Source organism: Streptomyces parvulus, assembly GCF_014648855.1.
Classification (GTDB): Bacteria; Actinomycetota; Actinomycetes; order Streptomycetales; family Streptomycetaceae; genus Streptomyces; species Streptomyces parvulus.
The window spans coordinates 439986-465550 of the sequence record NZ_BMRX01000003.1 but is presented as its reverse complement, the minus strand read 5'-3'; the positions used below and the strand labels follow the sequence as shown (position 1 = coordinate 465550).

The window sequence follows — 25565 nt, the reverse complement described above, 5'->3', positions numbered from 1 at the left end:
TCTAAGGAGTACACCCCGTGAAGGTCGGCTGCATCGGACTCGGTGACATCGCGCGGAAGGCCTACCTGCCGGTGCTCTCGGTCCTGCCCGGTGCCGAGCTGCACCTGCACACCCGCACCCCCGCCACCCTCACGCGGGTCGCCGACGAGCTGCGCCTGCCGCCGGCCCAGCGCCACACCGACCTCGGCTCACTCCTCGCGCAGGGTCTCGACGCCGCCTTCGTGCACGCGCCGACCGCCGTCCACCCCGAGATCGTGACCGCGCTCCTGGAGGCGGGCGTCCCGACCTACGTCGACAAGCCCCTCGCCTACGAACTCGCCGACTCGGAACGGCTGGTGGCCCTCGCCGAGGAGCGGCGCACCAGCCTCGCCGTCGGCTTCAACCGCCGCCACGCGCCCGGGTACGCGCAGTGCGCGGAGCACCCGCGCGAGCTGATCCTCATGCAGAAGAACCGCACCGGCCTGCCCGAGGAACCGCGCACGATGATCCTCGACGACTTCATCCACGTCGTGGACACCCTGCGCTTCCTGGCGCCGGGCCCGGTCGACGACGTGACCGTCCGAGCCCGCGTGCGGGACGGCCTCCTGCACCACGTCGTCCTCCAGCTCGCCGGCGACGGCTTCACCGCGCTCGGCGTGATGAACCGGCTCAGCGGTTCGGCGGAGGAGATCCTGGAGGTCTCAGGCCAGGACACCAAGCGCCAGGTGGTCAACCTCGCCGAGGTCGTCGACCACAAGGGCCAGCCGACCGTGCGGCGGCGCGGCGACTGGGTGCCGGTCGCCCGTCAGCGCGGCATCGAGCAGGCCGTGCACTCCTTTCTCGACGCGGTGCGCGCCGGGCGGGTGCTCAGTGCCCGGGACGCGCTGGAGACCCACGACCTGTGCGAACGGGTGGTACGCGCGGTCCACGAGGGTTCCGCCTGACCCGCACCGTCCGCACCCCCTCCCCGGCGCCCCACGCCGCGAGGATCACCAGCGCCGCGTACACGGTCCAGTCGCCGAAGCGCACGTAGGGCGTGCTGCCCCGGGTGAGGGGGATCTCGTACACCCGCGCGGTGCTCGCGTCGGTGCCGAGCCACGAACCGATCCGCTTCCCGTTCGCGCCGTACACGGCGGAGACGCCCGTCAGCGTCGAGTGCACCATGGGACGCCCGGTCTCCGCGGCACGCAGCGCGGCGAGCGAGGCGTGCTGCTCCGGCGCCCAGGTGTGCTGGAACGTCGACGTCGACGACTGGGCGACCAGCACCTGCGCGCCGTCGGCGACCAGTTGGCGGCTCATGTCGGGAAAGGCGCTCTCGAAGCACACCATCGGGCCGATCCGCAGCCCGTCCCCGACGTCCATCAGGACCTGCTCGGTGCCCCGCCTGCGGTCCTCGCCCGCCGCCTCGCCCACGGACGTGGCCCAGCCGAGCAGCGAGCGGGCCGGCACGTACTCCCCGAAGGGCACCAGCCGCATCTTGTCGTACCGGTCCCCGGTCGGGCCGTCGGGGCCGACCAGCACCGAACTCTTGTAGATGCCGGGCTTGTCGGAGCGCCGGGCGTCCACGTTGACCAGGATCTCGGCGCCGGTCTCCCGGGACAGCGCGGCGAGCCGCCGGGCCAGGTCCGGACGGTCGTCCAGGTCGAAGCCGACGCTGCTCTCGCCCCAGACGATCAGGGCGGGATCCCGGCCGGCCAGCCCGCGGGTGAGCTGTTCCTCGCGGTCGAAGCGCCGGTCCGCGCTGTCCCGCCCGGCGACGACGCCGGGCTGCACCACGGCGACCGAGGCCCGTTCCTCGGTGTCGGGGCGGGGCGACCAGACCCAGGCCGCGGAGGTGGCGGCCGCGGTGGCGACGAGCCCCGCGAGCGCGGGCACCCGGGCCCGGCGGACCGCCACGAGCACGGCCACGGCGACGTTCACCGCCACCACCAGGAAGCTCAGCAGCCAGACCCCGCCGACCGAGGCCAGCCGCAGGGCCGGCGCCACCTCCCACTGGCTGGAGCCGAGCATCCCCCAGGGGCCGCCGAGCCCCTGCCAGGAGCGGACCAGCTCCGCGGCCAGCCAGCCCGACGGCAGCACCAGGAGCGCCGCCGCGCCCCGGCCGGCCGAGGGCGCCCCGCCCAGCAGCCGCCGCACCAGCCAGCCCCACGGCGCCCACAGCGCGCCGAGCAGCGCCGCGATCACGAAGGTGAACACGTGCAGGTTCGGGAGCAGCCAGTGGTGCATCGCGAGCATGAAGCCGAAGCCGCCGCACCAGCCGTCGTACGCAGCCCGCCTCCCGGACGGCGCGGCACGGGCCAGCAGGATCCAGGGGACGAGCGCGAACCAGGCCCACCACCACAGGGCCGGCCCCGGGAAGGCGAGCACGGGCAGCGCCCCGGCGACCGCGGCGGCGGCGGAGCGTCCCCAGGAGGAGGCGAGCAGGCGGTCGAGCGTCTTCATGGGCGCCTCCCTACCCCCCGATGCCTACAGTGTGCGCCCGCGACGAGGGCGAATTCAGTTGATCACACCGGGTGCCGATGGTGCGCAAGGCATGGGCAAGGCGTCCCCCGGCGCCTAGAGTGATCGATGATCGATCAAATGCGGAGGTGTTCATGAACCGGCCCATCACCGTGGTCACCGGCGGCAGCCGCGGCATCGGCGCGGCGACCTGCCTGCGCCTCGCGGCGGACGGCCACGACCTGGCCGTCGGCTACGCGCGGGACTCGGCGGCGGCCGACGCGGTCGTCGCGGGTGTGCGGGAGGCGGGCGGACGCGCGGTCGCGGTACGCGCGGACACGTCGGTGGAGGCCGACGTCGACCGCCTCTTCGACGTGGCCGAGGAACGGCTCGGGCCGGTGACGGGACTGGTGAACAACGCCGCCGTGACCGGCCCGCTGGGGCGCCTCGCCGACAGCGCCACCGCCGACCTGCGCCGGGTGCTGGACGTCAACCTGCTCGGCGTGCTGCTGTGCGCCCGGCGCGCCGCGCGGCTCATGACGGCGCGGGGGAGCGGCGTGATCGTGAACGTCTCCTCGGGCGCCGCGACGCTGGGCAGCCCGGGGGAGTACGTCCACTACGCGGCGGCCAAGGCGGGCGTCGACACGCTGACACTGGGGCTGGCCAAGGAACTCGGCCCGGACGGCGTGCGGGTCAACGCGGTCGCGCCCGGCGTCATCGACACCGGCATGCACGCGGCGGCCGGCGCCCCGGACCGGGCGCGGACGATGGGGGCGGCGGTGCCGATGGGCCGCGCGGGCCGGGCGGAGGAGATCGCGGCGGCCATCTCCTGGCTGATGTCGCCCGAGGCCTCGTACGCCACGGGCACGGTGCTGCGGGTGGCCGGAGGGCGCTGACGCAGGCCTGGTGCCGGGTGCGGGCGGCTCCGGTTCAGGCGGCCTCGATGACCTCGCCGCGGATCGCGGTCGCCCACTCGACCACCAGCAACTCGTACTCCACCCGCTCCTGCGCCGACAGGGTCCCGCCCGCGCGGCGCCACAGCGCGCGGATCTTCTCGTTCAGTTCCGCGGCGGAGCGCACGGAACCAGGGGTCGCGTAATCGGGGGACATGCGGACCAGCGTAGGCCCAAGCGCTGACGGAGCGCTACCGGACGGCTACAGGAGCGGTCGCGCTCAGCCCGCCGACTCCGCGGCGTGGGGGCTGAGCGCACCGGTGCTGACCAGGGCGATGATGACGATGCCGAGCGCGATGCGGTACCAGACGAACGGCATGAAGCTCTTCGTGGAGATGAACTTCATGAACCAGGCGATCACCGCGTATCCGGTGCCGAAGGCGATGACCGTCGCGAACAGCGTCGGCCCCCAGGAGACGTGGTCGCTCTCCATCGCGTCCGTCAGCTCGAACAGTCCGGAGGCGAGCACCGCCGGGATCGCGAGCAGGAAGGAGTACCGGGCCGCCGCCTCGCGCCGGTAGCCCATGAAGAGGCCGCCGCTGATCGTGGCGCCGGACCGGGAGACGCCCGGGATCAGGGCCGCCGCCTGGCAGACGCCGTAGATCAGGCCGTCCCGGACGGACAGGTTCTCCAGCTCCTTGCGCGCGCGGGGGGCGCGGTGCCGGCCGCCCTTCTCGTCCCGGGCGGCCATCCGGTCCGCGATGCCGATGATCACGCCGACGACGATGAGCATCGTGGCGGTGATCCGCAGGTCGCGGAAGGGTCCCTCGATCTGGTCCTTGAGGGTCAGGCCGAGCACGCCGATCGGGATCGAGCCCACGATCACCAGCCAGCCCATGCGGGCGTCCGGGTCGCGGCGCATCGACTTGTCGGTCAGCGACCGGGTCCACGCCGAGATGATCCGCCCGATGTCCTTGCGGAAGTAGATGAGGACCGCGGCCTCGGTGCCGATCTGCGTGATCGCCGTGAAGGCCGCGCCCGGGTCGTGCCAGCCGGAGAACGCCGCCGTCAGGCGCAGGTGCGCGCTGGAGGACACGGGGAGGAACTCGGTCAGCCCCTGGACGAGCCCGAGGATGAGTGATTCGAACCAAGACATGAAGTTACGGAGTCCAAGTGCCGATCGAGAAACGGTCGATGGGCACGCCGAACCCCGCTGTGGGGTGATCAGGACCGGCTGTGCCGAGGGGCAGCGTAGCGTCCCAAAGTGAAGACCGGCCCACAGGGGTGGGCGGCCCCTAGGCGGCCGCCGGACCCGTCACGGTCCAGCCCTCGGCCTGCGGATGGGCCATCAGGTCCTCGTGGCGGACGGTCTCCCCGCAGGCGCGGCAGGTGACGCGGGGCACCAGTTCGTTGCCGCAGACGTGCTCGATCACCATGGGGCGGTCGTCGTCGGCGCGCAGGTGCCGGTCGCCCCAGGCCATCAGGGTCATCAGCACCGGCTCCAGTTCCAGTCCCGCCCGTGTCGGCCGGTACTCGAAGCGCTGGGGGCGTTCGCTGTAGGGCTCCTTGGTCAGGATGCCCGCGTCGAGGAGCCGCCGCAGCCGGGTGGCGAGGATGTCGCGCGGGGCGCCGGTGTTGCGGACCAGTTGGTCGAAGCGGCCGTTGCCGAGGCACACCTCGCGCAGGACGAGCAGCGAGTACTTCTCTCCGACGAGCGCCAGCGTGTCGGCGATCGAGCAGGGGCGCGGGTTCTTGGGGGCGGCGGCCATGAGCCCAGCATAGAGGAGGGTTTGCTTTTCCAACCCTTGAGGCTATGGTGAGTCCAGAAAACCTACTCACTGGTAGTCGCCGGCAGCCGGAGGCCCGCACCATGCGTGAAGCAGTCGTCGTCGAAGCCGTCCGCACCCCGATGGGCCGGGGCCGTCCGAACGGAGCCCTCGCCCACGTCCACCCCGTGGAACTCCTCGCGCACACCCTGCGCGCCCTCGTCGAGCGGTCCGGCGTCGACCCGGCGCTGGTCGACGACGTCATCGGCGGCACCGTCGACCAGGTCGGCGAGCAGGCCATGAACACCACCCGCTACGCCCTGCTGTCGGCCGGGTTCCCCGAGTCCGTGCCCGCGACCACCGTCGACCGGCAGTGCGGTTCCTCGCAGCAGGCCGTGCACTTCGCCGCGCAGGGCGTCATGGCCGGGGCGTACGACATGGTCGTCGCGTGCGGCGTCGAGTCGATGAGCCGCGTCCCCATGTGGTCGAACGTGCCGGCCGGCACCGACCCCTTCGGCCCCGGGGTCGCCGCCCGCTACCCGGACGGCCTCGTCCCGCAGGGCATCGGCGCCGAACTGATCGCCGCCAAGTGGTCGCTCTCCCGGGAGCGGATGGACGCCTTCGCCGTCTCCTCGCACCGTAAGGCAGCCGCCGCCTGGGAGTCCGGGCGCTTCGACGCCGAGATCGCGCCCTTGGACGGCGTCTCGCGCGACGAGTGCGTGCGGCCCGGCACCAGCGTCGAGGTGCTCGCCGGCCTCCGGCCCGCCTACCGGGACGCGGCCTTCGCCGAGCGCTTCCCGCAGATCGAGTGGAACGTCACCGCGGGCAACGCCAGTCCGGTCAACGACGGTGCCTCGGCCGTGCTGATCACGTCCGCCGACACCGCCGCCCGCCTCGGCCTGCGGCCCCTCGCCCGCCTGCACAGCTTCGCCGTCACCGGCTCCGACCCGCTGCTGATGCTGACGGGCGTGATCCCCGCGACCGAGAAGGTGCTGCGCCGCGCGTCGCTCTCCCTGGCCGACATCGACCTGTTCGAGGTCAACGAGGCGTTCGCGAGCGTGGTCCTCGCCTGGCAGCAGGAGACCGGTGCCGACCTGGACAAGGTCAACGTGCACGGCGGGGCCATCGCGCTGGGCCATCCCCTGGGCGCCAGCGGCACCCGCCTGACCACCACCCTCGTCCACGCCATGCGGGAGCGCGGCGCCCGTTACGGACTGCAGACGATGTGCGAGGCGGGCGGCATGGCCAACGCGATGGTCCTGGAGGCCGTGTGAAGCGACGTCACTGCGGGCGCAGCCGGTGCCGCTTGCGCCAGGCCACCAGGGCCCCCGCGAGCCCCGGCAGGGCGATGCAGGCCAGCGCGATCAGGAAGGCGGGCGAGGTCGGCGTCGAGGCGCGGGCCCCGGCGACGGCGTAGGCGGCGGTGTTGGGGATGGACCCCAGGCCCGTCGCCAGGAGGAAGGGGAGCAGACCCATGCGCGACACCGCCGCGCAGTAGTTGGCCGCGGCGAACGGCACGCCGGGGAAGAGCCGGGCCGCCAGCATCGAGCGGAAGCCGTGCCGGCTGAGCTGGCCGTCGGCGGCCTTCAGCCACTTGCCCCGCAGCAGCGGACGCAGCGCTTCCTGGCCCAGCACCCGGCCCAGGCAGAAGGCCAGCCCCGCGCCGAGCACCGTCCCCGCGAGGGCCGAGGCCAGCCCGAGCTGCGAGCCGAACAGCGCCCCCGCCGCCAGGTTGAGCAGCGGGCGCGGCACGAAGGCGACCGTGCACAGCCCGTACGCCACCGCGTAGGCCACGGCCGCCGCGGCCCCGCCGAGCTGGGGCGGCCAGCCCTCGGTCAGCAGCCGCTGCGGCTGGAAGAGGAGGACGGCCGTCGCGGCCGAGGCCAGCAGGGCGACCAGCAGGGAGAGCCGGGACCACGGGGAGAGCAGCACTCTGGTCACGCGTCCGGCGAAGCCGGTGGGTGGGGCCGGTGGGACCGGCCCGCCGGCGGTGGCGACGGCGAGCTGCGTTGCGGCGGTCCGGGGAGTGACCGTGGCGGTGCCCCCAGAGCGGGTGGTGGCATCGAGCATCCGGTGACACTAACCGACAAATGTGTGTGATCGCCGTATGGAGCGTCTCACGGGCGTCACAGGCGGATGAACCACCGCCCCGCCCGCGCCGCCGTCCGCCGGCCTCCGCGCCAGGACCCGCCGTGGGGGCGGGCCGGCCGGCGTGCTGCCCGCGGTCCGGGCGGAGTTGACGCTCCGTACCGCCCTGACCTCCCACGTTCGCCACAATGGTGCGGTGTCGTCCGGCCGGGCCGGCCTTGTCCGGCGCCACCCGAGCGCACACGAGGGAACCGCGGCCACCCCCGCCACTCCGCCGCCGGACGCCGCCCGCGGGCCGCCGAGTTCCCGCCGGAGGTGTGACACATGGCTCGTCCGGACCGCGCACGCGTCGAACTCCCGTTCCCTCAAAAACCATTCGACGTGGAACGGGCCGTCGGCGAGGATCTGCCTCATGTTCCGGTACGCCTTCCACCTCGCAGCGTCCGCAGTCGCGGACGCGCCGAAGGCTGCCGCCCTCTTCTTCTTCCCGGCCGCTGCCGACGGCGCCCGAAGCTGACCCTCCCCGGATCGTCCGCGGACCCCCCAGGGGGAGGGTCGGCCGGACACCGGGGTCCCACCACCGCCACGAGGCTTCGAGGTAGCGCCATGTCCAAGACGGCGTACGTCCGCACCAAACCGCATCTGAACATCGGCACGATGGGCCATGTCGACCACGGCAAGACCACCCTGACCGCCGCCATCACCAAGGTCCTCGCCGAGCGCGGCTCGGGCACCTTCGTGCCGTTCGACCGCATCGACCGCGCCCCGGAGGAGGCCGCGCGCGGCATCACCATCAACATCGCGCACGTCGAGTACGAGACCGACACCCGCCACTACGCGCACGTCGACATGCCGGGCCACGCCGACTACGTCAAGAACATGGTCACCGGCGCCGCCCAGCTCGACGGGGCGATCCTGGTCGTCTCGGCGCTGGACGGGATCATGCCGCAGACCGCCGAACACGTGCTGCTCGCCCGGCAGGTGGGCGTCGACCACATCGTGGTCGCGCTCAACAAGGCCGACGCCGTCGCAGACGGCGAGGACGCGGTGCTGACCGACCTCGTCGAACTGGAGGTCCGCGACCTGCTGACCACGCACGGCTACGGCGGCGACTCCGTGCCCGTCGTGCGGGTCTCGGGGCTGCGCGCGCTGGCGGGCGACCCCCGGTGGACCGCGTCCGTCGAGGCGCTGCTCGACGCCGTGGACACCTATGTGCCCATGCCGGAGCGGTACCTCGACGCGCCGTTCCTGCTGTCGGTGGAGAACGTGCTCACCATCACCGGGCGCGGCACGGTCGTCACCGGCGCGGTCGAGCGCGGCACGGTCCGCCTCGGCGACCGGGTCGAGGTGCTCGGGGCCTTTGTCGAGACGGTGGTCACCGGCCTGGAGACGTTCGGCAAGCCGATGGACGAGGCGCAGGCCGGGGACAACGTCGCCCTGCTGCTGCGCGGGGTCGGCCGCGACGCCGTCCGCCGCGGGCACGTGGTCGCCGCGCCCGGCAGCGTCGTGCCCGCGAGGCGCTTCACCGCGCAGGTGTACGTGCTGTCGGCGCGGGAGGGCGGGCGCTCCACGCCGGTCGCCACCGGATACCGGCCGCAGTTCTACATCCGGACCGCGGACGTGGTCGGCGACGTGGACCTCGGTGAGGTGGGCGTAGCCCGGCCCGGCGACACCGTCACGATGACGGTGGAGCTGGGGCGGGACGTGCCGCTGGAGACGGGACTCGGCTTCGCCGTCCGCGAGGGCGGTCGGACCGTGGGGGCGGGGACGGTGACGGCGGTGGAATGAACTCCCGCACAATGGGGGAGTGAACGAAGCCGTACCCGTCAGCCGCGTCACCGACCACGGCACCGTCAAGCTCATGCCCGACGTCGACCGGCGGCGGGCCTGGCTGCTCACCGTGGACGGGGCCCCGCAGTCGTACGTCGACCTGGACGAGCCGGCGCACCTGGAGTTCGAGTACACGCGCCGGCTCGGCCACGTCCTGGACACGGTCGCCGAGCCGGGGCGCGCGCTGGACGTGCTGCACCTGGGCGGCGGGGCGTTCACGCTGCCCCGGTACGTGGCCGCGACCCGGCCCGGCTCCCGCCAGGACGTCGTGGAGGCGGACCGGGGGCTGCTGGAACTGGTCGCCGAGCACCTGCCGCTGCCGGACGGGGCGGACGTCACCGCGCACGGCGCCGACGCCCGCGCCTGGCTGGCCGCCGCCCCCGCGGACTCGGCCGACGTGCTCGTCGCCGACGTCTTCGGGGGCTCCCGCGTGCCGGCTCACCTGACCTCCGTCGAGTACGCCCGCGAGGCGGCGCGGGTCCTGCGCGCCGACGGCGTCTACGTGGCGAACCTGGCCGACGGGGCGCCGTTCGGCTTCCTGCGCGGCCAGCTGGCGGGCTTCGCCGCGCTCTTCGAGCACACGGCGCTGATCGCCGAACCGGGGGTGCTGCGCGGACGCCGGTTCGGCAACGCGGTCCTGGTCGCCTCGGGCCGCCCGCTGGACGTCCCGGCGCTGGCCCGGCGCACCGCCGCCGACGCCTTCCCCGCCCGCGTCGAACACGGTCCGGCCCTGCGAGACTTCGTCGGCGGCGCGCGGCCGGTGCGGGACGCGGACGCCGTGCCGTCGCCCGACCCTCCGGCCGGGGCGTTCGGCATCGGCTGAGCGGTTCCTACGACTCGGTCGGCGGTTCCTCGGTCAGCCGCACGGTACTGAGGATCTTCTGGATCGTCGCCTCCGGGACCTCCTCGTCGACGCCCTTGGCGCCGTACAGGTTCCAGGTGACGAAGTCGCCCGCGCTGTTCTGGAACGCGAAGGTGATCGCCTTGCCCTCGGTGTCGCACTTGCCCTTCTGGGGCGTGCCCTGCGAGTACGCGGTGATGACGCTGCCCTTGATGCCGGAGGCGGTGGTGTACGCCTTCGGCTTGCCGTACTTCACGCTCTTCTTGTCCGGCTGGGTGTAACCGCCGAAGATCCACCACGGCACCCGCGTCTCGGCCGCCATGTCGGTGTCCTTGGCGCCACTCTCACCGCGGGTACCGGTGGTGGCGAGGGCGGTGCTCTCCTTGCGGCCGTCCTTGTTCTCGTCCGTCGTGCACCACTCGGACTTGAGGTAGGCGGGGGCGGTGACCGTCGTGCGGTCGGTCTTGCCCTTCTCCTCCCACTCGAAGCCGACGCTGGTGTCCTTGCTGTCGATCTCCCAGTCGGCCGGCACGTCGAACATGGTGCCGAAGCGGGGGTTGGCCACGACCTTCCAGCCGTCGACGGTGGCCTGCGCCTCGTCGCCGCCGCGCGGGTTGTCGTCGGAGCCGGACGCGCTCGGGTCGGCGGAGGGGCCGTCGGACTTCTCCGCGGACGCGCTCGCGGACGGCTTCTTGTCCTTGCCGTCGTCCGCCTGGTCGTCCTTGTCGCCGCCGAGCACCAGGAACCCGGTGACGCCGGCGGCCACCACCACCGCCAGGGCGGCGACGATCGCGACCAGCTTCGTCCGGTTCCCGCCACCCCCGCCGCCCGGCGACGGCTGCGGTGCCCCGGCGCGCTGCGGCGCCCCCCACTGCTGCTGTCCGTACGGGCCGGGCTGCTGCTGGTAGCCCGGCTGCTGGTACGGATTCGGCTGTTGGTACCCCGGCTGCTGGTACGGATTGTTCTGCGGGTTCTGCTCGCCCCCGGGCGGCTGCTGTCCTGGCCACATGAGCAGTCACCCTAATGCCGCCCAGGACACGATTCGGTCACCGGGCCTTGTCAGGGACGTACCAGAAGTGGGGAGCTCCCGTGACGGTTCGCGCCGCGATCGTCCGGGCCGGGCCTGGCCCTTCGATGCTACTCATGGGTAACCTGCCCCCATGAGCGCAGACCAGATGTCGATCGGCGAGTTGCTCGCCGCCACGGTGCCGATGGTCAGGACCCTGAACCTGGAGTACCTGGAGACCACCCCGGAGAAGGCCGTGCTGGCCCTCCCGGACCAGAGCGAGTACCGCAACCACGTGGGCGGTCCGCACGCCGGGGCCATGTTCACGCTGGGCGAGTCGGCCAGTGGCGCGATCGTGCTGGCCGCCTTCGGCGACCAGCTCTCCCGGGCCGTGCCGCTGCCGGTGACCGCGGAGATCGCCTTCAAGAAGATCGCCCTCGGCCCCGTCACCGCCACCGCCACCCTCGGCCGCCCCGCCGCCGACGTCGTCGCCGAACTGGACGCCGGGAGCCGCCCCGAGTTCCCGGTGAGCGTCGCCATCCGGCGCGAGGACGGCGCGGTCACCGGTGAGATGACCGTCATATGGACCCTGCGCCCCAACGGCTGAACTCCCGCGAACCGGTACCCTTCCCGGGTGCGCCTTCGCCGAGGCGCGCCCGGGAACAGGTTCGCGAAGCGGAGGATGCGCGTTGCACGTCCAGGAGTGGCTCGACACGGTGCCCGCGGTGGCCGTGTACGCCGTCGTCGGACTGGTCATCGGCCTGGAGAGCCTGGGCATCCCGCTGCCCGGCGAGATCATCCTGGTGTCCGCGGCCCTGTTGTCGTCGCAGCACGGCGGCATCGACCCGCTGGTCCTGGGCGCCTGCGCCAGCGCGGGCGCGGTGATCGGCGACTCCATCGGATACGCCATCGGCCGCAAGGGCGGCCGGCCCCTGCTGGCCTGGCTGGGCCGCAAGTTCCCCAGGCACTTCAGCGAAGGCCATGTCGCCACCGCCGAGCGGTCCTTCCAGAAGTGGGGCATGTGGGCCGTGTTCTTCGGCCGCTTCGTCGCCCTGCTGCGCATCTTCGCGGGCCCGCTGGCCGGCGTACTGCGGATGCCCTACTGGAAGTTCCTGATCGCCAACGTCCTCGGCGGCATCGTCTGGGCGGGCGGCACCACCGCGGTCATCTACTACGTCGGAATCGTCGCGGAGTCCTGGCTCAAGCGCTTCTCCTGGCTGGGCCTGGTGCTGGCCGTCGCCATCGGTGTGACCTCGATGCTGGTCCTGAAGAAGAAGGCGAAGAACGCCCAGCCGGTGTCCGCCGCCGAGTAGCGGCACGCGCCGAAGGGGCGCGGGGCCGTGACCTCGTGCGACTCCGCCGCGGGGCGCGATCGGCCACGAAGCACCCGCGCCCGGACTCCTACGAAGCCTCCCCCGACGCCTCCCGGTGCTCCACGGCCAGCGCCGCGTACATCGTGCCGTTCAGCGTCACCCCCTGCCGCTCCTCCTCGGTCAGCTCCCGCCGGACCTTCGCCGGCACGCCCGCGACCAGGGAGCCCGGCGGCACCCGCATCCCCTGCGGCACCAGCGCCTGGGCCGCGACCAGCGAACCGGCTCCGATCACCGCGCCGTTGAGGACGGTCGCACCCATGCCGATGAGGCAGTCGTCCTCGACGGTCGCGCCGTGCACCACGGCGTTGTGCCCGATGGAGACCCGCTCGCCGACCGTCACGGGGAACCCCGGGTCGGCGTGGAGCGTGCAGTTGTCCTGGACGTTGCTGTCCGCGCCGACGGTGATCCGCTCGACGTCGCCGCGCGCCACCGCCCCGTACCAGAGGCTCGCCCCGGCGTGCAGCGTCACGTCCCCGACGACCGCGGCCGTCGGCGCCACGAAGGCCCCCGCGTCGACCTTGGGTTCCCTGCCGGCGATCGCCGTGATCAGCGCCTTCTGCGTCATCTTCGCCTCCTGTTCGGATGATGTACGGCACCGTACGCCACCCGGTGGGGTGAAGATCACAGCACTCCGCGGCCACGACCCCGGCGCCCGCGGACTACCGTGAGCGGGTGCCCAAGCGCAAGAACACGTTCTCGTCCTGGCGGAGCCGCCTGGCGCAGCGGGCCGTCCACGCGGGCTGGGCCTGGGTGCAGCGCACCGGCTCCGTCACCGCCGCCCACCCCGGACGCTTCCGCTTCGGCGCGCTGGGCACGGGCACCCGCCTCGCCTTCCCGCTCGGGACGGTCTTCGGCGAACCCTGGATCCACCTCGGCGCGCACTGCATCATCGGCGAGCAGGTCACACTGACCGCCGGCCTCATGCCTGACCTCGACCTGGGCCCCGAGCCGATCCTGCGCATCGGCGACGGCGTGGTCCTGGGCCGAGGCAGCCACGTCATCGCCGACACCACCGTCACCATCGGCAGCGACTGCTACTTCGGGCCGTACGTCTACGTGACCTCCACCAACCACTCCTACGACGATCCGCACCAGCCCATCGGCAAGCAGTGGCCCCGGATGGACCCGGTCGAGATCGGCCCCGGCTGCTGGATCGGCACGGGCGCGGTGATCCTGCCCGGCGCGCGGATCGGGCGGAACGTGGTCGTGGCCGCCGGCGCGGTGGTCCGGGGCACCGTCCCCGACCACTCCGTGGTGGCCGGCGCGCCCGCCAGGGTCGTACGGCGCTGGACCCCCGCCGAGGGCTGGCAGCCGCCGCTGCGGACCCCGGCCCCCGTGCCGATCCCCGACGGGGTCACGCCGGGACAGCTGCGCGAACTGTCGGAGCTGGACGGCGAGGCACTGGCACGCCTGGCCGAACTGTCCGAGGAGCGGCCGCCGGTGCCGGGCAGACTCGCGGAACCGGCCGCGGAGAGCTGAGCGCCGGGGCGGACGGTGTGCCGGGGCCCGGGTCAGCCCGTGGCCAGCAGCAGGGTGCCGACGAGGGCGAGGCCCGCGCCCGCCGCCTGCACGGCGCGCAGCCGTTCGCTGAGGAACCCGCGCGCGGCCAGGGCGGTCACCACGGGGTACAGGGACGCCAGCACCGCCGCCACCGTCACCGGCCCGTGCTGCGCGGCGACCGAGTACGTGCCGTTGGCCGCGACGTCGGCGAGCCCGACGAAGCCCAGCGCGGGCAGCGCGGCCCAGGGGAAGCCCCCGGGCGGCAGCGCGACGGCGCCCCGCCGGACGGAGGCCCACAGGGCCAGGCCGCCCGCGGTGACGTTGGTGACGCGCTGGACGAACAGCGCGAGGAAGAGGCCGGTCAGCGTGGTCGACGCCTCCGCGATCAGGGCCATCACCGCACCGAAGCCGAAGGCCGCGACGAGCGTCAGCGCCACCGTCCGCCGCTGCACGGGCGCACCCCGCAGCTGCGGACCGCCGGCGAGCACCACGCCCGCGACGGCGACCAGGATGCCGGCGAACTGCGCCGGCCCGGGGCGCTCGCCCAGGACGAGGCCCACGCCCACCGGGACGGCGACGCCGAGGGAGCCCAGCGGCGAGACGACGCCCATCGGGCCCAGGGCGAGCGCCTTGTAGAAGGCGAGCATCGCCACCGGCCCGACCAGACCGGCGGCGACCGCGAACCAGAGGTGCGGGGAGGTCTCGCTCCAGGCGCCGGTCGCGGCGACGATCGCGCCGAGGACGACGACGGCGACCGACTGGGAGACGACGACCACCGTGAGCGCGGGCGTGCGCCGGGTCAGCACCCCGCCGCCGAAGTCGGCCATGCCCCACAGGAGGCTGGTGGCCAGGGCGAAGAGCGCTGTCATGATCCGGTGGTCTCGCAGTACAGTTCGGTGAACCTTCGGGTGCAGCAGACCATAGTTCAATGAACTGCACCGCGTCATCAAAAATAATGCACTCGCGGACGCGTCCCGGGTGCGCGAACCCATGAAGGCAACGGACGGAACGTGGCGGACCTCGACCTGCTGACCCAGTCCCTGGCGCGCAACGTCAAGCGCTGGCGCACCGAGCGCGGCTTCACCCTGGAGGCGCTGGCCGCCCGCGCGGGCGTCAGCCGCGGCATGCTCATCCAGATCGAGCAGGCCCGGACCAATCCCAGCCTGGGCACCGTCGTCAAGATCGGCGACGCGCTCGGCATCAGCATCACCACCCTGCTGGACTGGGAACAGGGCCCCAAGGTCCGCGTCGTCCCCGCCGAGCAGGCGGTGCGGCTCTGGCACACCGACGCCGGCAGCTTCAGCAGGCTGCTCGCCGGGGTGGAGGCGCCCGGACCGCTGGAGATGTGGGAGTGGCGGCTGATGCCGGGGGAGAGCAGCCCCTCCGACCCGCACCCCACCGGCACGGTCGAGATGGTGCACGTCACGACCGGGGAGCTGACGCTCACCGTCGACGGGGCGGAGCACCGCGTGCCGGCCGGCGCCAGCGCCTCCTTCGAGTCCGACACCCCGCACACGTACGGCAACGAGGGGGCCGAACCGATGGAGATGATCATGGCGGTTTCGGTGCCGCCCGTCCGCTGAGACGGCCGTCCCACGGGTCGGCCGCGGTTGCTAGCGTGCGGCCATGCACGCACCCATCGGGAACTTCGACAGTGCCACGCCCGCACCGGACTGCCTCGGCGAACTGACCGGCCCGGTTGCCGAGGCCGTACGCCACTGGGGCGGCAGCGTCCCCGCCGAGCAGATCGTCTACGTCGACACGGACCCGGAGTGGGCCGACACCGCCACCTTCGTCGAGCACTACGGCCGCGACCTGCTCGAACGCTCCGCCAACTGCGTGGTGGTCACCGGCAAGCGGGCCGGCGGCACCACGCTCGCCGCCTGCCTGGTCCTCTCCACCACCCGCGTCGACGTCAACGGCGTCGTCCGCCGCCATCTCGGCGCGCGCAAGGCGTCCTTCGCCCCGATGGACACGGCGACCGGTGAGACGGGCATGGAGTACGGCGGCATCACCCCGGTCGGTCTCCCCGCCGACTGGCCCGTGCTGGTGGACTCGGCCGTGGTGGACCTGCCCTACGTCCTCGTGGGCAGCGGACGCCGGCGCGGCAAGCTGCTCGTGCCCGGCAAGGCCTTCGCCGAACTGCCGGGCGCCGTCGTCCTGGAGGGGCTCGGCGTCGCCTGACGGGTCACCCCGGGGCGTGGTGGGCCAGCGCCGAGTGCGGGTCCGCCTCGCCCGGCACCGGCACCGGGTCGGCGTGGACCAGCGCCGCGGTGAGCCGCGGCACGGCGTGCAGCAGGGCGTGCTCGGCCTCGACGGCGATGCCGTGGGCCCGGCGGACGGTCGCCTCGCCGTCCACCACCAGGGCGACCTCGGCGCGCAGCCGGTGCCCGACCCAGCGCAGCCGCAGCTCGCCCACCCCGCGCACGCCGGGCACCTCGCTCAGCACCCGCTCGGCGCGGTCCACCAGCGCCGGATCGACGGCGTCCATCAGCCGCCGGAACACCTCGCGCGCCGCGTCCCGCAGGACCAGCGCGATCGCGGCCGTGATCGCCAGTCCCACCAGCGGGTCGGCGAGTCGCCACCCCAGGGCCGCGCCGCCGGCGCCCAGCAGCACGGCCAGCGACGTGAAGCCGTCCGTCCGCGCGTGCAGCCCGTCGGCGACCAGCGCCGCGGAGCCGATCTCGCGGCCCGTCCGGATCCGGTACCGGGCCACCCACTCGTTGCCCGCGAACCCGGCCAGCGCGGCCGCCGCGACCGCCGGGAGGTGCGCGACCGGACGGGGGTCCAGGAGCCGGTCCACCGCCGTCCACCCCGCGAGGACCGCGGACGCGGCGATCGTCAGGACGATCACGATGCCGGCCAGGTCCTCGGCCCGCCCGTAGCCGTAGGTGAAGCGCCGGGTCGCCGCGCGCCGGCCCAGGACGAAGGCGATGCCGAGCGGTACGGCGGTCAGCGCGTCGGCCGCGTTGTGCACGGTGTCACCGAGCAGCGCCACCGACCCGGAGGCGGCCACCACGACCGCCTGGACGAGTGCCGTGGTGCCCAGCACCGCCAGCGACACCCACAGCGCGCGCAGTCCCCGGGCCGAGGACTCCAGGGCCGGGTCCACCTTGGCGGCGCTCTCGTGGGAGTGCGGGGTGAGCCGGTGCGCGAGACGGCGCCACCCGCGGGCGGGGCGGTGGTGGCCGTCGTGCGGGTGGGTGTCGTGGGGGTGGTGACGCCGGTGCGGATGGTTCACGGGGGTGCCCCTTCCGATGGTCGGGTGGCCCGGTGGCCCGGTGCGGTCAGTGGACGCGTGGCGCCCACGGCGCCATTATGTGCGTATGAGCGCACGCATGCACCTGTCGTCGGCGGACGGTGCGACCCCCGGAGCCCCGGAGGACGCGCACCCGCGCACCCCGGGGGAGGAGCAGTTCGCCCTCGCGGCCGAACTCCTCGCGCTGCTCGGCGACCGCACCCGCCTGACCCTGCTGCACGCCCTGACCGCCGGCGAGGCCGACGTCACCTCCCTCACCGAGGCTTGCGACGCGGCCCGCCCCGCGGTCAGTCAGCACTTGGCCCGGCTGCGGCTCGCGGGGCTGGTGAGCAGCCGCAAGGAGGGGCGCCGGGTCGTCTACGCGCTGCGGGACGGGCATCTGCGCCGCCTGGTGGACGAGGCGCTGAGCGTCGCCGACCACCGCCTGAGGGACCGGCCCCCGCACGACTGAGCGGTGGTCTCAGCCGCCGGTCCGCACGCCCATGTAGCGCTCGGCGAACTCCGCGGCGGCGGTGGGGGAGTCGAAGAGCCGGCGCAGCCTGGCCAGGGCCGCCCCCGCACGGTACGGGTCGCCCGACGCCGTGCCGTGGTACACCTCGGACAGCCACTGGGAGAACTCCTGGTAGTCCCACGCCCGGGAGAGGCACGCGTGCGCGTACCCGGACAGCCCGGTGTCGTCGCCCTTCGTGAAGTGCGCCGCGAGCGCGTCGCCGAGCAGGAACGCGTCGTGCAGGGCGAGGTTCAGCCCCTTGGCGGCGATGGGCGCCGTCAGGTGCGCCGCGTCCCCGGCGAGGAACAGCCGCCCGTGGACGACGGGTTCGACGACGTAGCCGTGCATGTCCAGGACGCGCCGCTCGATCAGCCGGCCTTCCCGGAGCGGCGGTGCGCCGGCCGCGCCCAGGCGCTCCCGCAGCTCGGTCCAGACCCGGTCGTGCGACCAGGTCTCCGGGTCGTCGCCGGGCGGGCACTGGAGGTAGTAGCGGGTCACCTCGGCGCTGCGGGGCATGTGGCCGGCGAAACCGCGCGGGTGCATGCCGAACACGACGCAGTCCGAGGACGGCGGCGCCTCGGCCAGCAGCGCCAGCCAGCCGACGCCGTAGTCGTACCGGGCCACCCGGGCCCGTTCCGGCGGCAGCGACGCCCGCGTCACCCCGCGCGCCCCGTCGCAGCCCGCCACGAAGTCGGCCCGCACGACGCGCCGTTCACCGGACTCGGGGCACACGTAGGACACCGCCGGCCGGTCGGAGTCCGGATCGTGCAGGCGCACGTCGCGCACACCGAACCGGATCTCCCCGCCGCGCACGTCCGCGTACTCGCGGACCAGGTCCGTCACCAGGAACTGCTGCGGATAGACGAAGTGGTGCTGCCCCGTCAGAGCGGTGTACTCGAAGCGGTACCGCTCCCCGGCGAACCGGAACTCGCACTCGGTGTGCGTCTGCGCCCGCTCCAGCAAAGTCCGTGCCAGCCCCCGCCGCTCCAGCCCGCGTACGGCCCACTCCTCGATGACCCCCGCGCGGGGCCGCCGTTCGACGAACTCCCGGGTCTCGGTCTCCAGGACCAGGCAGTCGACACCGGCGGCACGCAGGACCGCCCCGATGGTCAGCCCGGCGGGCCCGGCGCCCACCACGACGACCGGGACATGCTGCGGAGACGACGGGCCCGGGTGGGGGGAGGCTGGGGTCACGCGCACATTATGTGGGCGCCCGGACGTCCCCGGGAACGGCCGCGGGGGCTTCGTCCCGGGGTGCCGGAAAATCCGCGGCCGTACATCTCCCGGGGTGGCACCGGCCTCCTTCGCGAGGGCGCCGAGGCCGGCGCCGGCGCCGGTCAGCGCAGCCGCGGGATCTCGATCGCCGGGCAGCGGTCCATCACCATCTCCAGGCCCGCGGCGCGGGTGCGCTCGTACGCCGCCTCGTCGATCACGCCGAGCTGGAACCAGACCGCCGAGGCGCCCTTCGCGACCGCCTCGTCGGCGACCGGGCCGGCCAGTTCGCTGTTGACGAAGACGTCGACCACGTCCACGTCGAAGGGGATGTCGGCGAGGGACGCGTACCCCTGCTCGCCGTGCACCGTCTCCGCCTTGGGATGCACCGGCACCACCCGCTTGCCGAAGCGCTGGAGCACCTCGGCGACACCGTACGCCGCGCGCTGCCGGTTGGCCGAGAGGCCCACCACGGCCCAGGTGTCCCCCAGCTCGGTGAGGATCTTGCGGACTGCTGCCTCGTCGCCGTACACCGGCGGCCTCCTTCGACTCCCGGGCGGCCCGCGTGTCGCGCCTCCCGGAGTCGTCAACGGAGCGGGGCGGGAGGGGATTCCCCCGCGGAGGCCGTTGCCCCGCGGGGCGGGCAGGTGGCGGGTGCGTCCCCCGTGCGCCACCGGGCATCCCCGCCTACGCTCACCCCGTGCTGCGCATCATCGACGCCCGGACCGGAGAACCAGCCCCCGCCGCCCCCGCCCGACGGGCCCCGACGCGCGTCGTGGCGCATGCGGAGGAGGGCGACACGACCGCACTGCGCGTGCTCCTCGTCGCCGACCTCCTGGTCCGCGGCCTGGAACTCGACGGCACGCCCGTGTGGGCGACGGCGGCGGACAGCCCGGAGCCCGGCAGGCTGCGGGAGCGGGCCGCGGCCCTGGGTATCCGCCCCTTCGACGAGGCCGGCGCCGGACCGGGCAGCGGCCGGACGGTGCACGTCCTGCGGGCGGGCGGGTTCCTCCCGGACGGCCCGGCCATCGCCGTCGCCCCCGCCCACCCGGCCGAACCCGACCTCGCCGACCCGGACGCCCTGCGCCTCGCCCTGCTGGCACGGCACCACCACGCGCGCGTGGAGCTGGACCCGGCCGCGCTGGACGACGCCCGCGACACCCTCGCGCGCCTGCGCCGCTCGGTCGCGGCCTGGGCGCGGCAGCCCTCGCGGCCCGTCCCGGACGAGGTGCGCGACCGGCTGCGGGCCGCCTGGGAGGACGATCTGGACGCGCCCGGGGTGCTCGGGGTCCTGCGCGCGGTGGAGCGCGACCCGGGCCTGCCGGACGGAGCCCGCTTCGAGATCTGCGCGTACGCCGACCGCTTCCTCGCCCTCCACCTCACCCGCGACCTCGGGGCGCCCGCGTGATCGCGCGCCCCGGCTCCGGCCCGCTGCGCCGCCTGGTGGTCCTGCGGCACGCGAAGTCCGCGGGCCCCGAGGGCGTCGCCGACCACGACCGGCCGCTCGCGGCACGCGGACTGCGCGACGCCCCGGCCGCCGGACGCGCCCTCGCCGCGCAGGACCGGCTGCCCGACCTCGCCCTGTGCTCCACCGCCCGGCGCGCCCGGCAGACCTGGGACCTGGCCTCCGCCCAGTGGGGCACCCCGCCGCCGGTGCGCCACGACCCGCGCCTGTACGCCGCCGGGGTGCCGGAGCTGCTGGACGTCGTCCGCGAGGCCCCCGCCGACGTCGGGACGCTGCTCCTGGTCGGCCACAACCCCGGCCTGGAGGACCTGATCACCACCCTGGCCGGGGAGGCCCTCGACGACGCCCTGGACCGGGTCCGGGCCAAGTACCCCACCTCGGCGGTGGCCGTACTCGACTGGCACGGCACCGCCTGGCGGCACCTGGTACCGGGATCGGCCCTGCTCACCGCCATGACCGTGCCGAGGGGCGGGCGGACGTGAGCGCATAGGCTGGCCGCATGCAGGACGAGTACCGCACGGTCGCCCGCGCGGGTGTGCACGAGACCGAGATCAACCGCTCCCGCTTCCTGTGCGCGCTGGCCCCCGCCGCCACCGAGGAGGAGGCCCAGGCGTTCGTCGCGGGCGTGCGCAAGGAGCACGCCGACGCCAGCCACAACTGCTGGGCGTACGTCATCGGGGCCGACGCCGCCGTCCAGAAGGCGAGCGACGACGGGGAGCCCGGGGGCACGGCCGGCGTCCCGATGCTCCAGATGCTGCTGCGCCGCGACATGCGGTACGTCGTCGCGGTCGTCACGCGCTACTACGGCGGCGTCAAGCTCGGCGCGGGCGGCCTCATCCGGGCCTACGGCGGCGCGGTCGGCGAGGCGCTGGACGACCTCGGCACCCTCACCCGGCGCCGCTACCGGCTGGCCGCGGTGACCGTCGACCACCAGCGGGCCGGCCGGCTCCAGAACGACCTGCGCGCGGCCGGCCGTACGGTGCGCGACGTGCGCTACGCGGAGGCGGTCACCATCGAGGTCGGCCTGCCCGAGGCCGACGTGGAGGGCTTCCGCTCCTGGCTCGCGGACGCCACCGCCGGGACGGCCGTCCTCGAACTGGGCGGCGAGGCGTACGCGGACGCCTGACACCCGCCGCCGGCCGGCGGCGGGGCGGACCGAGGTTCGTGGTGGACCAGGGGCCCGGGGGCGTTAGCGTGGTCCCTGCCGGTGACGACAGTCGTGCCCGGTCATGGGCGGAACGAGGGGAAACATGCGGGTCGGGGCGGTTCTGTGAGATTTCTGCACACGTCCGACTGGCATCTCGGCCGGGCCTTCCACCGGGTCGACATGCTCGACGCCCAGGCAGCGTTCGTCGGACACCTCGTCGAGACGGTGCGCGAGCACGCCGTGGACGCGGTGGTCGTCTCCGGTGACGTGTACGACCGCGCGGTCCCGCCGCTCGCCGCCGTCGAGCTGTACGACGACGCCCTGCACCGCCTCGCCCGCCTCGGCGTGCCCACCGTGATGATCTCCGGCAACCACGACTCGGCCCGCCGCCTCGGTGTCGGCGCCGGTCTCCTCGACCGCGCCGGCATCCACCTGCGCACCGACCCGGCCGGCTGCGGCATCCCGGTGGTGCTGCCCGACGCCCACGGCGACGTCGCCTTCTACGGGCTGCCCTACCTCGAACCGGCGCTGGTGAAGGCCGAGTTCGCGGTGGAGAAGGCAGGGCACGAGGCGGTGCTCGCCGCCGCCATGGACCGGGTGCGGGCCGACCTCGCCGGCCGCGCCGGCGGCACCCGTTCCGTCGTCCTCGCGCACGCCTTCGTCACCGGCGGCGAGCAGAGCGACAGCGAACGGGACATCACCGTCGGCGGCGTCGCGGCCGTGCCCGCCGGGGTCTTCGACGGCGTCGACTACGTGGCACTCGGCCACCTGCACGGCTGCCAGACCCTCACCGGACGCGTCCGCTACTCCGGCTCCCCCCTGCCGTACTCCTTCTCCGAGCACCGGCACCGCAAGAGCATGTGGCTCGTCGACCTGGACGCGGCCGGCACGGTCACCGCCGAGCGCGTCGACTGCCCGGTGCCGCGCGCGCTGGCCCGGCTGCGCGGCACCCTGGACGACCTGCTCGCCGATCCCGCGCTGACCCCGCACGAGGAGGCGTGGGTGGAGGCGACCCTCACCGATCCGGTCCGCCCGGACGATCCCATGGCCCGGCTCACCGAGCGCTTCCCGCACACCCTCAGCCTCGTCTTCGACCCCGAGCGCGCCCCCGACGAACCCGGTGTGTCCTACGCCCGGCGGCTCGCCGACCGCACCGACCAGCAGATCGCCGAGGACTTCGTGGCGCACGTGCGCGGCGCCGGACCCGACGCCCGCGAACAGGCCGTGCTGCGGGACGCCTTCGACGCGGTCCGCGCCGACGAGGCCGTCCGGGAGGTGGCCCGGTGAGGCTGCACCGCCTGGACATCACCGCCTTCGGCCCCTTCGGCGGCACCCAGGGCGTCGACTTCGACGACCTCTCCGCGGCCGGCATCTTCCTGCTGCACGGCCCGACCGGCGCCGGCAAGACCTCCGTCCTGGACGCCGTCTGCTACGCGCTGTACGGCTCCGTGCCCGGGGCCCGGCAGAGCGGCCAGGGCACGGCCCTGCGCAGCGACCACGCGGCGGCCGGCACCCGCACCGAGGTCCGGCTCGAACTCACCGTCGCCGGACGGCGCCTGGAGGTCACCCGGCAGCCGCCCTGGCAGCGGCCGAAGCTGCGCGGCAAGGGCACCACCGTCGACAAGGCCCAGACCTGGCTGCGCGAGTACGACGCGGCGGCCGGGGCGTGGAAGGACCTCAGCCGGTCCCACCAGGAGATCGGCGAGGAGATCACGCAGCTGCTCGGCATGAGCCGCGAGCAGTTCTGCCAGGTCGTGCTGCTGCCCCAGGGCGACTTCGCGCGCTTCCTGCGCGCCGACGCGGAGGCCCGCGGCAAGCTCCTCGGCCGGCTCTTCGACACCCGGCGCTTCGCCGAGGTCGAGCAGCGCCTCGCCGAGCGGCGCCGCACCACCGAGGCCGGGGTGCGGGAGGGCGACGCGGCCCTCCTCGCCGACGCCCACCGCATGCAGCAGGCCGCCGGCGACGCCATGGAACTGCCGGAGCTGACGCCGGGCGAGCCGGGCCTGGCCGAGACCGTCCTCGGCGCCGCCGCCGTCGCCCGCAGCACCGCCCGCGAGCTGCTGACCCTCGCCGACTGCCGCCTCACCGCCGCCGAGTCGGCCCACGCGGCCGCCGACCGCGCCCTCGCCGAGGCGCGGGAACTGGACCGGCTGCAGCGCCGGCACGCCGAGGCGCGCGAGCGGGCCGCGCGGCTGGCGGAGCGGACCGGGGCGTACGAGGCCGCGCAGCGGCGCATGGAGCGCTCCCGCAAGGCCGAAGCGGTCGCGCCCGCACTGGAGTTGCGGGACGCCGCGGAGACCGAGCACCGGCGGTCGGCGGCCTCCGAGGCCCGCGCGCGGGCCCTGCTGCCGGACGCCCTCGCCGGCGCCGGCGCCGCCGGACTGGCCGCGGCCGCCCGCCGAGCCGCCGAGGAACGGGGCGGCCTGGAATCCGCCCACCGGGCCGAACGCCGCGTGGCCGAGCTGGCCGAGGAGCGGGCCGGCCTGGACCGCCAGGAACGCGCCGACGCGGACGTCCTGCACGAGGCGGAGACCTGGCTCGCCGACTGGGAGACCACCCGCACCGCGCTCCGCACCCGCGTGGACGACACCCAGGAGGCCGCGACCCGCGCCGGACAGCTCGCCCTGCAACGCGACCCCGCCCGGCGCCGGCTGGACGCCGCCCGCCGGCGGGACGGGCTCGCCGCCGACACCGAGGACGCCCGGCGCCGGGCACTCGCGTCGGCCGAGGCCGCCGCCGCGGCCCGCGCGCACTGGCTCGACCTCAAGGAGCAGCGGCTCAGCGGCATCGCCGCGGAACTCGCCGCCGGACTCGCCGACGGTGCGCCCTGCGCGGTCTGCGGCGCCACCGAACACCCCGCCCCGGCCCGCCGGGTCGACGGACACGTCGACCGCGAGGCCGAGGAGCGCGCCCTCGCCGCCCACCAGCAGGCCGAGGAGCGCCGCGCGGAGGCCGAACGGCGCCTGGGCACCGTACGCGAGGCGCTGGCCGCCGCCACGGCGGAGGCGGGCGACGCGCCCACCGCCCGGCTGGCCGAGCAGGCCGGGGAGCTGGAGCGCGAGTACGATGCGGCCCGCGCGGCCGGCTCCCGGCTGCACGCGGCGCAGGAGGAGCTGCGCCGCGCGGAGCACGAACGCGAACAGCGCGTCGCCGCCCGGCAGCAGGCCGCCGTACGGTCCGCCTCCCGGGTCGCGGGCCGGGAGCGCCTGGAGCGCGAACAGGCTTCGCTGGAGGAGGAGTTGACCCGCGCCCGCGGCGGCGCCGGGAGTGTGGCGGCGCGGGCGGCGCAGCTGGAGCGGCGGGCGGCCCTGCTCACGGAGGCCGCCGACACCGCCCGAGCCGCCGAGGAGGCCGCGCGGCGGCTCAAGGACGCCGACGCCCGCCTCGCCGACGCGGCGTTCCGGGCCGGCTTCGACACCCCGGCGGACGCCGCCGCGGCGCTGCTCGACGCCGAGGCCCACCGCGAGCTGCAGCGCCGCCTCGACGCCCGGGACCTGGAGGAGACCGCCGTCCGCGCGATCCTGGCCGAGGCGGACACCGCCGACGCGGCCCGCCGGCCGGCCGCCGACCCCGCCGCGGCCGAACGCGCCGCCGCCGACGCGGCCCGGCTCCTGCGCGAGGCCTCCTCGGCCCGCGACGCCGCCGTCCGGCGCTGCGGCGAACTGGGCCGGCTCTCCGCGCGGGCCGCCGACTCCGTGCGCCGGCTCGCCCCGCTGCGCGACGAGCACACCCGCATCGCCCGCCTGGCCGGACTCGCCGCGGGCACCTCGGCCGACAACGAGCGCCGGATGCGCCTGGAGTCCTACGTCCTCGCGGCCCGCCTCGAACAGGTCGCCGCGGCCGCGACCGCCCGGCTCACCCGGATGTCCGCGGGCCGCTACACCCTCGTCCACTCCGACGACCGCACCGGGCGCGGACGCAGCGGACTCGGCCTGCACGTCGTCGACGCCTGGACCGGACGGGAGCGCGACACGGCCACGCTCTCCGGCGGCGAGACGTTCTTCGCCTCGCTGGCCCTGGCGCTCGGCCTCGCCGACGTCGTCACGGACGAGGCCGGCGGCGTGCGCCTGGACACCCTCTTCATCGACGAGGGCTTCGGCAGCCTCGACGACCAGACCCTCGACGAGGTCCTCGACGTCCTCGACTCCCTGCGCGAACGCGACCGCAGCGTCGGGATCGTCAGCCACGTCGCCGACCTGCGGCGCCGGATCCACGCCCAACTGGAGGTCGGCAAGGGCCGGTCGGGGTCCACCCTGCGCCAGCGGGGCGCCGGCTGA

Annotated in this window: 27 protein-coding genes; 16 read left to right on the top strand and 11 right to left on the bottom strand. The window is 74.8% G+C overall.

Features of this window, described 5'->3' with window-relative positions; translation table 11 throughout:
• Positions 1–17: 17 nt before the first annotated feature.
• On the top strand, positions 18–923 hold the full coding sequence (locus tag IE108_RS07675) for a Gfo/Idh/MocA family protein (protein WP_064726782.1): 906 nt from the start codon (positions 18–20) through the stop codon (positions 921–923).
• Here IE108_RS07675 and lnt read toward each other — a convergent pair.
• The gene (gene lnt / locus IE108_RS07670; protein WP_064726781.1) at positions 847–2421 is read right to left on the bottom strand and encodes an apolipoprotein N-acyltransferase; all 1575 of its coding nucleotides are present in this window, start codon (positions 2419–2421) and stop codon (positions 847–849) included. The two genes, IE108_RS07675 and lnt, sit on opposite strands and share 77 nt — an antisense overlap.
• A 152-nt stretch (positions 2422–2573) precedes the next feature.
• Between lnt and IE108_RS07665 the strand changes: the two genes are divergently transcribed.
• Complete coding sequence (locus IE108_RS07665) at positions 2574–3314, top strand: SDR family oxidoreductase (RefSeq protein WP_064726780.1); 741 nt, start codon at positions 2574–2576, stop codon at positions 3312–3314.
• Between the two features lie 34 nt (positions 3315–3348).
• Here IE108_RS07665 and IE108_RS07660 read toward each other — a convergent pair whose 3' ends face one another.
• The 3 genes from IE108_RS07660 to IE108_RS07650 form a co-directional block, all read right to left on the bottom strand.
• The gene (locus IE108_RS07660; protein WP_079163440.1) at positions 3349–3528 is read right to left on the bottom strand and encodes a hypothetical protein; all 180 of its coding nucleotides are present in this window, start codon (positions 3526–3528) and stop codon (positions 3349–3351) included.
• Between the two features lie 63 nt (positions 3529–3591).
• A complete protein-coding gene (locus IE108_RS07655; RefSeq protein WP_064726779.1) occupies positions 3592–4467 on the bottom strand; it encodes an undecaprenyl-diphosphate phosphatase in 876 nt (291 codons plus the stop codon).
• Between the two features lie 139 nt (positions 4468–4606).
• Entirely contained in the window at positions 4607–5080 is a 474-nt protein-coding gene (locus tag IE108_RS07650; protein ID WP_064726778.1) for a winged helix-turn-helix transcriptional regulator, read from the bottom strand.
• 101 nt (positions 5081–5181) lie between these two features.
• Between IE108_RS07650 and IE108_RS07645 the strand changes: the two genes are divergently transcribed.
• Positions 5182–6351 (top strand): thiolase family protein, encoded by a 1170-nt coding sequence (locus IE108_RS07645; protein WP_064726777.1) that lies wholly within the window; start codon positions 5182–5184, stop codon positions 6349–6351.
• 7 nt (positions 6352–6358) lie between these two features.
• Here the strand turns inward: IE108_RS07645 and IE108_RS07640 are convergent, their stop codons facing one another.
• Positions 6359–7147: a TVP38/TMEM64 family protein gene (locus IE108_RS07640; RefSeq protein WP_064726776.1), complete on the bottom strand. Its 789-nt coding sequence runs from the start codon at positions 7145–7147 to the stop codon at positions 6359–6361.
• A gap of 624 nt (positions 7148–7771) precedes the next feature.
• Here IE108_RS07640 and tuf point away from each other — a divergent pair.
• Both tuf and IE108_RS07630 read left to right on the top strand, forming a co-directional pair.
• Entirely contained in the window at positions 7772–8953 is a 1182-nt protein-coding gene (tuf, locus tag IE108_RS07635; RefSeq protein ID WP_064726775.1) for an elongation factor Tu, read from the top strand.
• 19 nt (positions 8954–8972) lie between these two features.
• The gene (locus IE108_RS07630; protein ID WP_064726774.1) at positions 8973–9818 is read left to right on the top strand and encodes a spermidine synthase; all 846 of its coding nucleotides are present in this window, start codon (positions 8973–8975) and stop codon (positions 9816–9818) included.
• A 7-nt stretch (positions 9819–9825) separates the two neighbouring features.
• On the opposite strand, the gene IE108_RS07625 is transcribed toward IE108_RS07630, so the two are convergent.
• Complete coding sequence (locus IE108_RS07625) at positions 9826–10845, bottom strand: DUF8017 domain-containing protein (RefSeq protein WP_064726773.1); 1020 nt, start codon at positions 10843–10845, stop codon at positions 9826–9828.
• A gap of 166 nt (positions 10846–11011) precedes the next feature.
• Between IE108_RS07625 and IE108_RS07620 the strand changes: the two genes are divergently transcribed.
• Together IE108_RS07620 and IE108_RS07615 are read left to right on the top strand one after the other, a co-directional pair.
• On the top strand, positions 11012–11449 hold the full coding sequence (locus IE108_RS07620; protein ID WP_064726772.1) for a DUF4442 domain-containing protein: 438 nt from the start codon (positions 11012–11014) through the stop codon (positions 11447–11449).
• A gap of 82 nt (positions 11450–11531) precedes the next feature.
• The gene (locus IE108_RS07615) at positions 11532–12155 is read left to right on the top strand and encodes a DedA family protein (RefSeq protein ID WP_064726771.1); all 624 of its coding nucleotides are present in this window, start codon (positions 11532–11534) and stop codon (positions 12153–12155) included.
• 88 nt (positions 12156–12243) lie between these two features.
• Here the strand turns inward: IE108_RS07615 and IE108_RS07610 are convergent, their stop codons facing one another.
• Positions 12244–12780: a gamma carbonic anhydrase family protein gene (locus IE108_RS07610; protein WP_064726770.1), complete on the bottom strand. Its 537-nt coding sequence runs from the start codon at positions 12778–12780 to the stop codon at positions 12244–12246.
• 107 nt (positions 12781–12887) lie between these two features.
• Between IE108_RS07610 and IE108_RS07605 the strand changes: the two genes are divergently transcribed.
• Positions 12888–13694, top strand: coding sequence for an acyltransferase (locus tag IE108_RS07605; RefSeq protein ID WP_064726769.1), 807 nt, complete (start codon positions 12888–12890; stop codon positions 13692–13694).
• 32 nt (positions 13695–13726) lie between these two features.
• On the opposite strand, the gene IE108_RS07600 is transcribed toward IE108_RS07605, so the two are convergent.
• Positions 13727–14584 carry a DMT family transporter gene (locus IE108_RS07600; RefSeq protein WP_064726768.1) on the bottom strand — a complete coding sequence of 286 codons (858 nt, stop codon included), beginning with the start codon at positions 14582–14584 and terminating at the stop codon, positions 13727–13729.
• A 141-nt stretch (positions 14585–14725) separates the two neighbouring features.
• Here IE108_RS07600 and IE108_RS07595 point away from each other — a divergent pair, with 141 nt between their 5' ends.
• Both IE108_RS07595 and IE108_RS07590 read left to right on the top strand, forming a co-directional pair.
• Positions 14726–15298 (top strand): helix-turn-helix domain-containing protein, encoded by a 573-nt coding sequence (locus tag IE108_RS07595; protein WP_064726767.1) that lies wholly within the window; start codon positions 14726–14728, stop codon positions 15296–15298.
• Between the two features lie 43 nt (positions 15299–15341).
• Positions 15342–15899 carry a YbaK/EbsC family protein gene (locus tag IE108_RS07590; RefSeq protein ID WP_064726766.1) on the top strand — a complete coding sequence of 186 codons (558 nt, stop codon included), beginning with the start codon at positions 15342–15344 and terminating at the stop codon, positions 15897–15899.
• Between the two features lie 4 nt (positions 15900–15903).
• On the opposite strand, the gene IE108_RS07585 is transcribed toward IE108_RS07590, so the two are convergent.
• Positions 15904–16956, bottom strand: a complete 1053-nt coding sequence (locus tag IE108_RS07585; protein ID WP_064726765.1) for a cation diffusion facilitator family transporter — start codon at positions 16954–16956, stop codon at positions 15904–15906.
• Positions 16957–17041: 85 nt separating this feature from the next.
• Here IE108_RS07585 and IE108_RS07580 point away from each other — a divergent pair, with 85 nt between their 5' ends.
• Positions 17042–17425, top strand: coding sequence for an ArsR/SmtB family transcription factor (locus IE108_RS07580; RefSeq protein ID WP_064726764.1), 384 nt, complete (start codon positions 17042–17044; stop codon positions 17423–17425).
• A 9-nt stretch (positions 17426–17434) separates the two neighbouring features.
• Here IE108_RS07580 and IE108_RS07575 read toward each other — a convergent pair whose 3' ends face one another.
• Together IE108_RS07575 and IE108_RS07570 are read right to left on the bottom strand one after the other, a co-directional pair.
• Positions 17435–18658 (bottom strand): 4-hydroxybenzoate 3-monooxygenase, encoded by a 1224-nt coding sequence (locus tag IE108_RS07575; RefSeq protein WP_064726763.1) that lies wholly within the window; start codon positions 18656–18658, stop codon positions 17435–17437.
• 143 nt (positions 18659–18801) lie between these two features.
• Positions 18802–19209: a CoA-binding protein gene (locus IE108_RS07570; protein WP_064726762.1), complete on the bottom strand. Its 408-nt coding sequence runs from the start codon at positions 19207–19209 to the stop codon at positions 18802–18804.
• Positions 19210–19376: 167 nt separating this feature from the next.
• Between IE108_RS07570 and IE108_RS07565 the strand changes: the two genes are divergently transcribed.
• The 5 genes from IE108_RS07565 to IE108_RS07545 all read left to right on the top strand — a co-directional run bounded on the left by IE108_RS07565 (position 19377) and on the right by IE108_RS07545 (position 25565).
• A complete protein-coding gene (locus IE108_RS07565) occupies positions 19377–20084 on the top strand; it encodes a hypothetical protein (protein ID WP_079163439.1) in 708 nt (235 codons plus the stop codon).
• Positions 20081–20623: a SixA phosphatase family protein gene (locus IE108_RS07560; protein WP_064726761.1), complete on the top strand. Its 543-nt coding sequence runs from the start codon at positions 20081–20083 to the stop codon at positions 20621–20623. The genes IE108_RS07565 and IE108_RS07560 overlap by 4 nt, the downstream gene beginning before the upstream one ends.
• Positions 20624–20640: 17 nt before the next feature.
• A complete protein-coding gene (locus IE108_RS07555; protein WP_064726760.1) occupies positions 20641–21267 on the top strand; it encodes a YigZ family protein in 627 nt (208 codons plus the stop codon).
• A 144-nt stretch (positions 21268–21411) separates the two neighbouring features.
• A complete protein-coding gene (locus tag IE108_RS07550; protein ID WP_064726759.1) occupies positions 21412–22575 on the top strand; it encodes an exonuclease SbcCD subunit D in 1164 nt (387 codons plus the stop codon).
• On the top strand, positions 22572–25565 hold the full coding sequence (locus IE108_RS07545; RefSeq protein WP_064726758.1) for an AAA family ATPase: 2994 nt from the start codon (positions 22572–22574) through the stop codon (positions 25563–25565). Before IE108_RS07550 ends, IE108_RS07545 begins: the two co-directional genes overlap by 4 nt.